The organism is uncultured Senegalimassilia sp., assembly GCF_934636665.1.
Lineage (GTDB): Bacteria > Actinomycetota > Coriobacteriia > Coriobacteriales > Eggerthellaceae > Senegalimassilia.
This window is the reverse complement of the sequence record NZ_CAKUAT010000019.1, coordinates 35,404-48,781: the sequence shown is the minus strand read 5'-3', so window position 1 is coordinate 48,781 and position 13,378 is coordinate 35,404. Positions and strand designations below refer to the sequence as shown.

Sequence of the window (13,378 nt, the reverse complement as noted above, 5' to 3'; positions counted from 1 at the left end):
GACGAGCGTAAGGCTGTCCAGGTACAATCCATATTGCACTTCGATGCCATGGGCGACGAACACGTCGAACACCAAAGAGCCCACAACCTGCACCACGGCAAGCACGCATGCCAATACGTTCTTGTACTTCACGCCGAAACACAAGATGACCGCGGCGATGACCAAGCCGATGAGCGTGCATACGATATCGATCGCACCTGAAGAAAACTCGATCCCGACCCACGGCGTGCCCAGGTTGGCCAAAACAAGCCAAACCGACCCGAATCCGATGATCACCGCTGAAGAGCACACGATGACGCGTCGCGCCGTCTCGTTGCCCACGAGCAGCAGCACACCGGCCACGAGCAACGGGAACAGAATCAGAAACCCGATGAGAGCCACGCTGCCTCCCCCTTTCATTTCCTTGCTAGCCGAATCCGACCCCGCGAACCTTGTAGCGCCGCATAAAGCCGAACGTGCCCGGACGTCGGGCACGGATAGCACTCTACCATCCCACCGGCCGTTTCCCCTGCAAGCATTGAGGGCGGGCGGTATGCTCGGTAAATGGGTCCGTTTTAACAACAAAATACCGGTAGACGGCATATCGTGGGCGCAAGGATTTCCCATTCCGAAGATATTGGGGCACAAGCCGAGAGTTTTTTTCGCAGCCGCTCGAATCCTGCAAGATGGAATACCGTGCCGACGCCCGAATCCGAAGGATGCGCAGAGATGACGATTCCATGACAGCGAGGAAACGTCCGTTCGTACGCCAATGGATTTGCTAGGATAACCCACCGTCATGTTTCGATCGCTTGCCGACATATTCCATCGCATCCGCCGCACGGATTCCATGCTGTGCGCGCCATGCCCGCTGCGCGCCTTCGGCGCCTGCAGCCTCACCTCCATGCTCATATGATGCGTGCGCGCAAACCGCGCGTATCGAACACGTACCATATCGGCTTTTTGGAGGATCTTCTTTTGAACAATGCAAGCTCCGCCGCAGCACACCGTGTGCGCATCACGGGTGTTGTGGTCTTCGGCGCCTTCCTGGCGCTTCTCAATCAAACCGTCATGTCCCCCGCCCTGCCCGTCATCATGGCCGATTTCGCCATCGATGCCTCCACGGCGCAGTGGATCATGTCCATATACCCTCTGGTCAGCGGCATTATGGTGCCGGTTTCCGCCTTTTTGATCGACCGTTTCACTACCCGTCAGCTGTTCTTCGCCGCAACGGGCGCATTTGCCGCGGGTACGGCGCTATGCGCCGCTGCGCCGACGTTCTTCCTGCTGATCTGCGGACGCGTGCTGCAAGCCGCCGCATCCGGCGTTCTGCTGCCGTTGGTGTCGGTGGTTCCCATGCTGGTATTCCCCGTTGAGAAGCGCGGAACCGCCATGGGCATGGCCGGCATCGTGATGTCGGCAGGTCCCGCCATCGGACCTGTGGTCGGCGGCGCCATCATCGACGCGTACGGATGGCGCGCATGCCTGGGCTGTATCGTGCCGTTGGCGTTTGCAGCGCTTGTGTGCGCAGTGTTCTTGCTCGATAACGTCGGGGAAGCAAAGCGCCCGCATCTCGACGTGCCGTCCATCGCGCTTTCCACCGTGGCGTTCGGAGGAATGCTGTACGGTTTCTCCAGCGCAGCCTCGATGGGGTGGGCCAGCCCGGTGGTGCTCGGGTGCATCATCGCGGGCGTGGCCTGCCTGGTGCTGTTCGCACGACGCCAGCTGCGCATCGATGAGCCGCTGCTCGATCTGAGGTGCCTGAAATCGAGCGATTTCGCCGTCGCCGCCATCGTCGTCACCCTTATCAACGCGGCATGCCTGGTCACCAACACCATTCTGCCCATCTTACTGCAAACCGCGATGGGCGCGACGGCGTTGCAAACGGGCATGGCGATGCTACCCGCCGCCGCGGTCGGCATCCTTATCAGCCCCATCTCGGGCGTGGTGTTCGACAAATTCGGCCCGCGAGCCATTTCAGTTGGCGGTTTGACGCTTATGACCATGGCGTTGTTCGCCCTGTCGCGCATGGACGCAAGCTGCTCGATCTTGATGGTGGCGGTGCTGTGCGCCGCGCAGGCGGCAGGTCAATCATTGGCGAACATGCCGGTGAACACTTGGGGTATCAACGCGCTCGAGAATAGTCAGATCGCCCACGGCAACGCCATCGCCAACACCGGGCGCCAGGTTGCAGGCGGCCTGGGAACCGCCATCATCGTCACGCTCATGACAACCGTCACCTCGAACGCGGCCTTGCAAGGAGCGGCAACCGTCGAGGCAACGGTGTCGGGGACAAGCGCGGCATATATGGCGTGCGCCGCTATCGGCATGGTGGCGTTAATCTTCGGCGTGCTGAAGATCCGCGTTGCAAAGGAAGCGCGACAGCAGCCTCATGTGATCCGCGACACGGCAGCGAACGCTGCGCAAGCAACCGAGTAACGCAACGCTAAACACGCTGGCCCACTAACGCAACAGGCAGCTTGGACGAGCTAACTAGCAAGATCGATGCCGCAAGGGACCGGCTCCGGAATGACTGCGGGGCCGGTCCCTTCAGTTTCGCCCTAAGCCTTCACGTACACATTTGAGCGGCGTATGCATCGAAATCGGCGTTAATCGTTTGGCGGTTATTCCGCCTTACCTGGGGAACACGTCCTTCGAGCACGCGACGTCTGCCAGCAGCGCCGTTGCCTGACGTGATGCGGTCGACTCCGCACGTCCGCATCGATCGAAAGCCGTGCCGCGCGAACCTTGTCGCGCTAGCTCACCTCCCCTTCGCCGACAAAATCTTCGACAAGGCCTGGATGAGCTTTTGCGAATCGATGGGTTTTGACAAATGTTCGTCCATACCCGCCTTTCGGCAGCGGACCTTGTCATCGGTGAAGGCATTGGCGCTCATGGCCACGATGGGAATGGTTCCTGCATCCTCGCGCGCAAGCGAGCGAATGGCGCGCGTCGCCTCGTATCCATCCATATTGGGCATCATGATGTCCATGAGGATCAAATCGTAGGTACCCGCATCCGCCTGTTCGAACGCGCTTACCGCCTCGGCGCCGTCATCTACGCACGTCACCTTCGCACCAGCATCAGAGAGTACGAATCCGGCGATCTCGCGATTCAGATCGTTATCCTCGACTAACAGCACGCTCAAGCCCTCTAATGCGACCGTATCGAGCGCAAGATGCTCGCCCGATCCCGCCGGAGCATCGAGATCGATGGCCAACGGCAAGGTGATGGTGCAGGTTGTGCCGACGCCCAAACTGCTCTCGTACGCAACGCTGCCGCCCATAAGCTCGGCAAGCTGTTTGGCGATCGCGGTTCCCAAACCCGTGCCCGTCGCGTGCTCGGCGCCCTTTTGCTGTTCTCGGGCAAACGGTTCGAACATACGCGCCTGGAATTCCGAGCTCATGCCGATACCGGTGTCGGCGATGACGATATCGTACGTGGCGACTTCGCCTTCGTGCGCATGCTCCGTGCAGGTGACGCGTACCGAACCTCCCGGCTTGTTGTATTTCACCGCATTGCTCGCGATGTTCATGATCAGCCGTTTCAGATGAAGCGGGCTTGCCACGATAGAGGGATGGGCGACCCCGCTCATATCGCAGCTGATGGTCACGCCAAGTTGCTGTGCCTGACGCTCCATCATCTTGCAAACCTCGTTGATGAGCTCTACAAGATTCACGGGGCGCAGATCAAGCTTCACCTCACCGCTTTCGAGCTTGCTCATGTCAAGGACCTCATTGACCAAGTCGGAGAGGATGCCCGATGCCGTCCAAATCTTCTGCCGACAGTCGCGCTGCTTGGCAAGGTCGTCGTCGTAGGCGTTGGCGACCTCCACCATACCCCTGATACCATTGATAGGCGTGCGGATATCATGGCTCATGCGTTGCAGGAACTCGGTCTTCGCACGGTTGGCGCTTTGCGCCTGGTGTGCCGACTTCGCAAGGCGTTCCGCATATTCGCGCTCCTGCACCACGAGCTCATGGAGATGCTCATGCTCGGATTTGCGCCTAGAAAGAGCGAACACGGCGACTACGACGCAGTACAACGCGAGCGCAACAGCTACGAACCCGGCAACTTCGCCCAAACAAGACGAAACGGGCATGAATGTGTACACGTAGTAATCACGCGCCTTGTCAAGGGAGGCGATATAAAGGTTCGATCCTGAAAGCAGCAGCGTGGTTTTACCAAGCGAGCAGCGGCTTTTGATATCCTCGACCACCTTCGCATCAACGGGGTCGAGCTGGATGCCGCCGCTCACCTGATTCGGGAGCATGTTGGCTGCCACCACCTTGCCGTCGGATTCCACGACGATATCGCCGCTGCCACGCACATCGTAGCCCGCCAGCATATTCTGCAAGGACAGCAGATAGCGATTCGAGAACGTCTCGCTTGTGTAGTAACCCGCAACGACCATGCCCGGCTCGTCGATGCGCGCCGCACAGCCCACATCGATGTACGACCCGTCATCGAACACGATACGCGTGGCGTACATTTTCCTGGGATCATCGATCACCTCGAGGGCGACTTCGTCCGTCACCTCATGTTGCACCATATCGAACGTTACGTTGTTATTGGAGTACGACCGCACAAGCTGACCATCGGCGGACAGCACGAAAGCGTTCGATAGACCGAGCTGCCGTGCAGCACGCTCAAGACCAGATAGCTCATCGCCTTCGCTGCCATAAGAGATATTGCGAGCCAGCTGAGCCGCGTTTTCAAGCGCAAGCACCTGACTGGTCATAGCGGCGGAATCGTTGAACGAATCATAAATCAGGCTCTGCGACTTCGCGAAGGCGACCACATTGTCGGAGCACTCTGCGGCTTGCCGGAACATCGAGCCGAAGCTGATCAACCCGCTCACGCACACCACAGCAACCCCGATGGCGATGACGATTGCCCAGAAGCGTCTGCCAAGGTGATTATTTCTAGCCACGAACATCGCCTACCCGCAGATACGGCGAAGGATTCTCGAAGTACTTCGAAAGGATTTGACGCATGGTGCCATCGTCTATCATGTCCCGAAACGCACTTGCAAGCGCAACATCGATACCGCGATCGTCGCGTAGATCGAACGCGCAACCAAGACCGACGTCGAGCAGGGAATCATTGAGGATGCGCACATCGACCCCGTAATCCTGCTCGTATTGCAAGATCGAGGTCTCATGAGCCGCGATGGCATCCACGTAGCCCTTCAAGAGCGCAGGGACAAGATAGGACCGATCGGAGAAACTTAGCACGCTTGCCACCTCCGGAACTTCGGGGTTTGTGCGATTCAGCAGTATGCCTTCCGGTTTGGTGGTGGATTGCACGGCAATGGTTTTACCCTCAAGATCGGCGAACGTGGTAATGGGACTTGAGGGATCAACGGCAACCACTTGACGGCTTTTCATGTACGGACCGGCCCAACGATAGTCGGCCTCGCGCCCCGTCATCGAGAAGCAGCCGGCGATGCAATCAAGCTCGCCGCTGGAAAGCATCTCGTTTTTCTTCTCCCAAGCGATGTATTTGAACTCGGGCTTATAGCCGATACGGCCGAACGCCTCGGTGAGGATATCGACATCGATACCGCTGGGATTGCCTTCCGCATCATCGGAGACGAACGGCGGGTAGGGATCGGTGCCGATCACAAGGGTTTTCAACTCGTTTGAATCCGAGGGTTCGTTTGAACTTGGAAAAACGCATGCAGCAAGCGCGCACGCCGATAATGCCAAAACGGCGATAAACGCGATGAGCGCGAACGGCTTCTTGCTACCCATGTGCATCCTAACCTCGGTGACACCCCCTACGCAGTATAACCGAATCCTAGGTATTACCTCGGGAAAACGGCGAACCACACGACTTGCCGTAATATTGAAATGTAGGGCCGCACCCAGAGACGAAGTCGTAGCGTCATCAGCAGATAACGTGCGCCATGCGGAGCGCTCGCAAAACTAAATCTGAGGCTGCGGCATGCGACGTGTGCGAAAAGCAAACGTCACGGCTGCGACATGCGGAAGGGGCTTATCGGGATGCAATGCACAATCAGTTGGAGGAAAAGAAAAGCGGGTCTCAAGATTTCTTGAGACCCGCTTGTGTAAGCTGGTCGGGTTGACAGGATTTGAACCTGCGACCCCTTGACCCCCAGTCAAGTGCGCTACCAAACTGCGCCACAACCCGAACTTTCAAAGTGCTGCTGTCCGAAGCAGCTCGTTTATAATACCAAAACCAGGAAAGCGCGCAAGGGGTAATTTCAAACTTTTTCGCAAATCATGAGAAAGTTCGCCCGCGCACGAGACCTGCGCTCGGCAACCTAGCGAAGATACTCCAACGCATGGTCGAGGATCACGTCAGCCAGCTTGTCCTTGGGCATGCTGGGCGTCTCGTCGATCTCGTCGGCGTCCACGAAGCACACGGCGTTGTCGTCGGTACCGAACGCCAGCCCCTCGCCCACTCGATTGGCAACGATGACGTCGGCGTTCTTCTTCACGAGCTTCGCCTGGGCGTTGGCGATGACGTTATCGGTTTCAGCGGCGAAACCCACCACAACCTGGTGCGGGCCTTTCTTCGCACCGAGCGTGGCCAGGATATCCGGGTTCTCGACCAACGTGATGGTGCCAAGGTCGGCGTCGGCCGCGCCCTTCTTCAACTTGTGGTCGGCAGCGTGTGCCGGGCGCATATCGGCGACGGCCGCGGAGAAGATCGCGATGTCCGCCGAAGGAAAGGCCTCTTCGCAAGCCTGCATCATCTCGAGCGCGGTGTTCACATGCACCACGTGCACGTCAGAGGGAGCGGGAATGGAAACCGGGCCGGTGATCAGCGTCACGCGGGCGCCGCGGCGACGAGCTGCACGCGCGATGGCGTAACCCGTCTTGCCGCTGGAACGGTTGGAGATATAGCGCACCGGGTCGATGGGCTCGACGGTGGGCCCGGCGGTGATCATGATGTGTTTGCCCTCAAGGTCTTGCTTCACGCCCAGGACCTCGAGTGTGCGCGCGACGATGACGGCAGGGTCGGCCAAACGCCCGCGTCCGACGTCGCCGCAAGCCAGATAGCCCTCATCGGCTTCGACGAACACGGCGCCGCGGATGCCGAGCTTGCCGATGTTATAGCGCGTGGCTGCAGCTTCGTACATGTGCACGTTCATGGCAGGCGCCAAGACAAGCGGAGCGGTGCACGCCAGGGCCGTGGTGGTAAGGAGGTCGTCGGCGATGCCGTTGGCAAGCTTGGCCAGAACGTTGGCCGTGCAAGGGGCGATGACGAAGGCGTCGGCCTCCTCGGCAAGCGAGATATGATGGATGGGGTCGCTGGGATCGTCGAACAAGTCGACCGCCACCTTCTCGTGGGTAAGCGAACGGAAGGTGACGGGGTCGACGAAGCGCGTAGCGTGCTCGGTCATGCACACCTTCACGCGAACCCCGGCCTTTTGCAGGCCACGGACGATCTCGCAGGATTTATATGCGGCAATGCCGCCGGTAACGCCCAGCAGCACGGTTTTCTGAGGTTTTGCAGCCTCGCTACTCATGATGGTCCTTCCCGGTCAGGTACGGTGCAAGCACATGCGCCAGCACCGATGCATGCATCGGCGTGCCGTTAAGGCACGGAACATACACGAGTTCGCTGCCCTTGTACGAACGACCGGCCTGTTCAACCGCCTGACGATACCAGGGCACCAACTCGTAATCGATATCATAAAGGGTTTCAAGGCAATCTACCGCGAAATTCGGGCAAACCATGAAGACGCGGCCTTCTCGCGCCTGCGCCCAACGCGTGAGAACGCCTCGGGTGAAGGGTTGAAGCCATTCACGGCTTTTGTCGAATCGGCAGTTGTAGCCGATGGTCCACTGTTCGCGCTCAAGACGAAGATGGCCTGCCACCGCCAATGCGGTGGCCCCGGTCTGAGGTTCGTAGGTATCGCCCTGCTCGATATCTTTCACGGGAATGGAGTGGTAGTTGAACAGCAGCCTATCGCCCGCTTGCGCATTGAAACCCGCTTCCGAAACGGTTCGGGCGACGGCTTCGACATAGGCGCTGTCCATGCCATAGGATTCGACGAACGACACCGGAGCGTGCCACGACAAGCCCTCCATAGCCGCAGCAACCCCATCCTTGACGCTCAGCGTGGTCGAATGGGCGCTTTGCGGATACAGGGGAAGCGCCACCACCTGCGCACAACCTTGCTCGCGAAGGGAGGCAAGCGCCTGCTCGATGGAGTTCTCGCCATAGCTTTGCCCGACCTGGACCGGTGCATCCATGCCGTCTTCTTGCAGGCGTTGCTCCAGCAAAGAGCGAAGCTTGGCATGCTCCACATCGAACGGCGACCCGGATTCCGTCCAGATCTTCGCGTATTTCTTCCCGGACTTCACCGAACGCGTTGGAAGGATGCACAGATGCAAGATCAACCACCAAGGCACCTTGGCCATGGGCCGTATGCGCTCGTCCATCAAAAACCTGCCCAGATACCTGCGCACATCGCGCGGTTCGGGGCTTTTCGGCGTGCCCGTGTTCGCGAGCAACACGCCGATGCGCTGGGTCTCACATGCCGTCATAACAACCGTCTCCAAACTAAACCTGCGAAAACAAGAAGGCGGCCGTTGCAGCCGCCTGATGCAACGTGTCTGCAAGCAAACACGTTACCAAATGCTATAAAGCGCCGAAATCCTCCAAATGATGTACCGGTGCCGTGGGGTGCGGAGCGTCGGCCAGCAGCTCGAACACTTCCCTACCCGCCTCGGTACGACCGCGGCTGCGAGACGCAAGCTTGTCGAGCACCGCCGCAAGATCATCGGTCAGGTTGTCGGCGAAGAACAGGTCCTCGCCCGTCATAGGCTGAGTGAATCCTACCTGGAAGGAATGCAGGAACTGACGATCCAACCCGAAATTGGCATCGGCGTCCTTTGGCGCACCGGAGTTATACACCGGATCGCCCACCAGGGGATGCTTCGCGTACTGCATGTGAACGCGAATCTGATGGGTTCTGCCCGTGTACAGCTTGCAGTCGATAAGGGTGTAGCCGTTGTCGCGCGGACCGTGCTCGAAGCGCTCGAGCACGCGGAAGGTGGTAAGCGCATCTCGCGCCGAAGGGCATTCGCGAACCGCCATGCGCGTACGCTCGTTAAGCGAACGGGCGATGGGCGCATCGATCATGCCGGTATCGTGCGGGATGACACCATGCACCAAGGCAAGGTAGCGACGGTCGACCGCGCGATCGCGGATATCGGCCATAAGCGCCAAGCCGGCGGCATCGTTTTTCGCGGCAAGCATAAGGCCCGTAGTGTCGCGGTCGAGGCGATGCACGATACCGGGGCGATCGCTTTCGCCCTGGACGTTGCACAGGTGCTCGACGCCGCAATGATAGACCAGAGCATTGACTAACGTGCCATCGGCATGATCGACCGACGGATGGCACACAAGCCCCGCCTGCTTGGAGATGACGAGCACGTCGTCGTCCTCGTAGCGGATATCGAGCGGGATGGCCTGACCTTGCACGGGACCCTGCTCGGGGGCGTCCGGCACCTCGTACACCACCGTATCGCCCGCGCACAGCGTATGCTTCTTGGCGACGGTGGCGCCGTTGACGTACACTGCGCCGTCTTCCACGGCGCGGGCCGCAGCGCTGCGGCTGGGATACAACCCGCGTGCGGCCAGCACGGCGTCGATACGCGAACCGGCATCTTCGGCGCAGGCGGTATAGCTTTTCAACGCGCCCATCTAGCGCACCTCCTCATGATGTCGTTCGCGGACGATCCATCCGATTAAAAACAATGCAAGACCGCAGGTCACGCCGATGTCGGCGATATTGAACACGGGGAAATCCATGAAGCTGAGGTCGATGAAGTCCACCACGTAGCCTAAGGCGAAACGATCGATGGCGTTGCCTATACCGCCGCCGATAACAAGCCCTAGCCCGATGAGCTCAGGCCAGCTGATGCGGGCGCGCTCGTGCACCGCGAACGCCGCAAGCGCCGCGCACATGACGATGGAGAACACGCCCAAAGCGGCCGTGGCGCCGGAAAACATGCTCCAGGCACCGCCGGTGTTATGCACAAGGTGGAGCCTGAACAAACCGGCAATGGGACCGGAAAGGACGCTGCCCGCCGCATGAACGTTCATGCACAACTTGACCGCCTGGTCCAAGACGATCCAGCAAAGGGCCAAAGCGCCCATAGCCCCCAAGCGAAGCGCCTGGGACCGTACCGAAGGCGCGGGGCCGGCGCATACCGCGTCGGCCCCTTCGCTTCCAGCGATGTTCATAGGTTCATGCTGGGTCAAACCGTTTACTCCTCGGTGAAGCCGATGGCGTCGAGGGCGTCGCCGCAACGCTGGCACACATCCGCGTGGTTGGCGTTGCCGCCGAGCTCGCGATAGTTCCAGCAACGCGGGCACTTGTCGCCCTCGGCGGGCTTAACCTCGCATGCAAGCTCATCACCTGCAGCAAACGTCACGCCGGACACGATGAACAGCTCCTCGAACACGGAGGCGTCGAAGGAGGAAAGCGCATCGAGGGTTGCCTGCGGAGCGGTCACCGAAACGGTGGCTTCCTGGCTCTTGTTGATGACCTTGGCGCCGCGGGCATCCTCGAGCGCCTTGGTGACCACGTCGCGAACCTCAAGGGCGTTGCCGAATGCGGCGAGCACCTTCTCCTCTGCCTGCTTGCCGGGAAGCGCGGGCACGAAATCGGAGCGATGCGGCCAGCCTGCCAGCTGTACGTTGCCCACGCGGCCCTCGCGGTTGCGCATGGCCTCGGGATAGCACTCCCACACCTCATCGGCCGTGAACGACAGGATGGGCGAAAGCACGCGCACGAGCACTTCCAAGATGTTGAACAGCACCGTCTGCACGGCACGGCGACGCGGGCTGTCGGGCGACTCGGAGTACAGGCGGTCCTTCGTGACGTCCATGTACACGCTGGACAAGTCGTTGACGAAGTCGTACACCGCGCGGTAGACGCCGTTGAACTTGAAGCTGTCGTAGGCCTGCTCGACGTCGGCGAGCAGCTGGGCGGTCTTGGCCATCATGTACTGGTCGATAGGCTCAAGGTCGCCCCAGTTGGAGATCGCGTTTGCCTGATCGTCGAAATCGGACAGGTTGCCCAGCAGGAAGCGGAACGTGTTGCGGAAACGGCGATACGCGTCGGAGACCTGCTTCAGGATGTTGTCGGAAATAGACACGTCCTGCGCGTAATCGGCCGATGCCACCCACAGGCGCAGAACATCGGCGCCCCACTTGCTGGTGACATCTGCCGGGTCGACGCCGTTGCCCAGGGACTTGGACATCTTGCGACCCTGCTCATCGACGGTGAAGCCGCAGGACAGGATGTTCTTATACGGTGCGCAGCCATATGCGCCCACGCTGGTGAGCAGGCTGGATTGGAACCAACCGCGGTGCTGGTCGGAACCTTCCAGGTACATGTCGGCCGGGAACGTCAAGCCCTCGTCAGCGCGGTGCTTGAGCACGCTGGTGTGCGTGACGCCGGACTCCCACCACACATCGAGGATGTCCTTTTCCGGAACGAGCTCGGTGCAGCCGCACTTCTCGCAGTGCGTGCCGTGCGGCAGGTACTCGCTGGGCTTCTTGGTGAACCAGGCGTCGGCGCCCTCTTCGTAGAACAGCTTGATAACGGCGTCGAACGTGGCCTCGTTGGCAACGGTCTCGCCGCACTTGGCGCACTTGAACACGGGGATGGGCACGCCCCAGCTGCGCTGACGCGAGATGCACCAGTCCGGGCGGTCCGACACCATGGAGCCGATGCGGTTGACGGCCCAGGCGGGATAGAAGGTCACATCGCGCTCGATGGCGTCCATGGCCTTGCCGCGCAGGCCGTTCTCCTCCATAGAGACGAACCACTGGTCGGTGGCGCGGAAGATGACGGGCTCATGGCAACGCCAGCAATGCGGGTAGCTGTGGCTGATCTTGCGCGCAGCCACGAGCGTGCCCTGCTCGCGCAGCCAATCGATGATGACGGGGTTGGCGTCATCGGTATCAAGACCGGCGAACGGGCCAGCATCCTCGGTGAGCACGCCGTTGTCGTCGACGGGCATGAGGATGGGGATATCGAACTGCAGGCCCACCAGGTAGTCGTCCTGGCCATGGCCCGGGGCGGTATGGACGCAGCCGGTACCGGAATCGAGCGTGACGTGGTCACCGTAGATGATCTTGCCCTTGAGGTCCTGGCGGATGGGGCAGGTATAGGTAAGACCGCACAGCTCGGTGCCCTTGAGCACGACGGGCTGACCGTCCTGGCCGCACACCAGCGCGTAATCCTCCCAGCCGGCGATCTCGGCGACTTCCTCGACGAGCTCCTTGGCGAAGATGACGTTGCTGCCGTCGACTTGGACCATGACGTAGTCGGCGTCGGGCATCAGGCAGACGGCGGCGTTGGCCGGAAGGGTCCACGGCGTGGTGGTCCAGATAAGCACGTAGGCATCGCCCGTGGCGCCTGCGGCCTCGAAGATGCCGGGCATGGCGTCAAGCTTGAACTTCACGTAAACGGACGGAGAAACCTCGTCGGAATATTCGATTTCGGCCTCGGCCAGAGCCGTGTGGCACTTCTTGCACCAATGGATAGGCTTGCGGCCACGGTAGACCTGGCCCTTGAGGTACATATCGCGGAAGATCTCGACGTTGCCGGCCTCGAAGTTCGGGATATAGGTGAGGTACGGATGATCCCAGTCGGCGTTGACGCCCAGGCGTTTGAAGCCATCACGCTGGATGCCGACGTACTTCGTTGCCCACTCGCGGCACAGGCGTCGCAGCTCGGGCTGCGGCGTTTCCTTCATCTTGTCGGGGCCCAAGGTGACCTCGACCATATGCTCGATAGGCTGGCCGTGGCAGTCCCAACCCGGCACATACGGGGTGAAGTAACCGCGCTGGGCATGGCTTTTGTTCACGAAGTCCTTCAGCACCTTGTTGAAGGCGTGGCCGATGTGGATGGGGCCGTTGGCGTAAGGCGGGCCGTCGTGCAGGACGAAGGGCTTGCCGTCCTTGTTCTTCTCGAGAACCTGTTCGTAGATGTGCTCCTGCTCCCACTTCTCAAGCCTTTTCGGCTCGGATGCCGGCAGGTTGCCTCGCATCGGGAAATCCGTCTGCGGGAGATTCATGGTGTTCTTGTACGTGTTCGCCACGAGATCGCGCCTTCCTTTGCCTAACTATGCCCAGACGGCGCATGCCGTCCTTGCTTATAAACCCGATTAGTATATAGGAAATCCGCGGCTACGAAACGCACGCAGGGCACATTCCGAAAAAGCACTCAGAGAAAACGCGGTACCGTTCGTTGCGGTAGCGCAGCGATATGGTTTCGTAAGGTTATACTGTTACAGACCATTAAGCTGAATACGGGGCGATGCGCCGTATGCGCCGCATCGAATCCAAGGGTTTTGCGACGTCTCACCCCGCAGACGAGCAACCTGCTACGAAAGGCACG

General features: G+C 60.2%; 9 protein-coding genes and 1 tRNA gene. 1 reads left to right on the top strand and 9 read right to left on the bottom strand.

The window, feature by feature from the left end; genetic code table 11:
* A partial coding sequence (locus Q0G75_RS08135) for a hypothetical protein (RefSeq protein WP_365911008.1) occupies positions 1-381 on the bottom strand: 381 nt, incomplete at its 3' end.
* Positions 382-957: 576 nt separating this feature from the next.
* On the opposite strand from Q0G75_RS08135, the gene Q0G75_RS08130 reads away from it, so the two are divergent.
* Positions 958-2,418, top strand: coding sequence for a DHA2 family efflux MFS transporter permease subunit (locus tag Q0G75_RS08130; RefSeq protein WP_294414644.1), 1,461 nt, complete (start codon positions 958-960; stop codon positions 2,416-2,418).
* A 322-nt stretch (positions 2,419-2,740) separates the two neighbouring features.
* Here the strand turns inward: Q0G75_RS08130 and Q0G75_RS08125 are convergent, their stop codons facing one another.
* The 8 genes from Q0G75_RS08125 to ileS all read right to left on the bottom strand — a co-directional run bounded on the left by Q0G75_RS08125 (position 2,741) and on the right by ileS (position 13,079).
* Positions 2,741-4,912, bottom strand: a complete 2,172-nt coding sequence (locus tag Q0G75_RS08125; protein ID WP_294414643.1) for a response regulator — start codon at positions 4,910-4,912, stop codon at positions 2,741-2,743.
* The gene (locus tag Q0G75_RS08120) at positions 4,905-5,735 is read right to left on the bottom strand and encodes an ABC transporter substrate-binding protein (protein WP_294414642.1); all 831 of its coding nucleotides are present in this window, start codon (positions 5,733-5,735) and stop codon (positions 4,905-4,907) included. The genes Q0G75_RS08125 and Q0G75_RS08120 overlap by 8 nt, the downstream gene beginning before the upstream one ends.
* 323 nt (positions 5,736-6,058) lie before the next feature.
* Positions 6,059-6,135 (bottom strand) — tRNA-Pro (locus Q0G75_RS08115).
* A 133-nt stretch (positions 6,136-6,268) separates the two neighbouring features.
* Positions 6,269-7,480 carry a bifunctional phosphopantothenoylcysteine decarboxylase/phosphopantothenate--cysteine ligase CoaBC gene (gene coaBC, locus Q0G75_RS08110; RefSeq protein ID WP_294414640.1) on the bottom strand — a complete coding sequence of 404 codons (1,212 nt, stop codon included), beginning with the start codon at positions 7,478-7,480 and terminating at the stop codon, positions 6,269-6,271.
* Positions 7,473-8,504, bottom strand: coding sequence for a ferrochelatase (gene hemH, locus Q0G75_RS08105; RefSeq protein WP_294414639.1), 1,032 nt, complete (start codon positions 8,502-8,504; stop codon positions 7,473-7,475). The genes coaBC and hemH overlap by 8 nt, the downstream gene beginning before the upstream one ends.
* Before the next feature lie 94 nt (positions 8,505-8,598).
* Positions 8,599-9,666, bottom strand: a complete 1,068-nt coding sequence (locus Q0G75_RS08100; RefSeq protein ID WP_294414638.1) for an RluA family pseudouridine synthase — start codon at positions 9,664-9,666, stop codon at positions 8,599-8,601.
* Positions 9,667-10,227 carry a signal peptidase II gene (gene lspA, locus Q0G75_RS08095; RefSeq protein WP_294414637.1) on the bottom strand — a complete coding sequence of 187 codons (561 nt, stop codon included), beginning with the start codon at positions 10,225-10,227 and terminating at the stop codon, positions 9,667-9,669.
* Between the two features lie 5 nt (positions 10,228-10,232).
* Entirely contained in the window at positions 10,233-13,079 is a 2,847-nt protein-coding gene (ileS, locus tag Q0G75_RS08090) for an isoleucine--tRNA ligase (RefSeq protein WP_294414636.1), read from the bottom strand.
* Between the last annotated feature and the right edge of the window lie 299 nt (positions 13,080-13,378).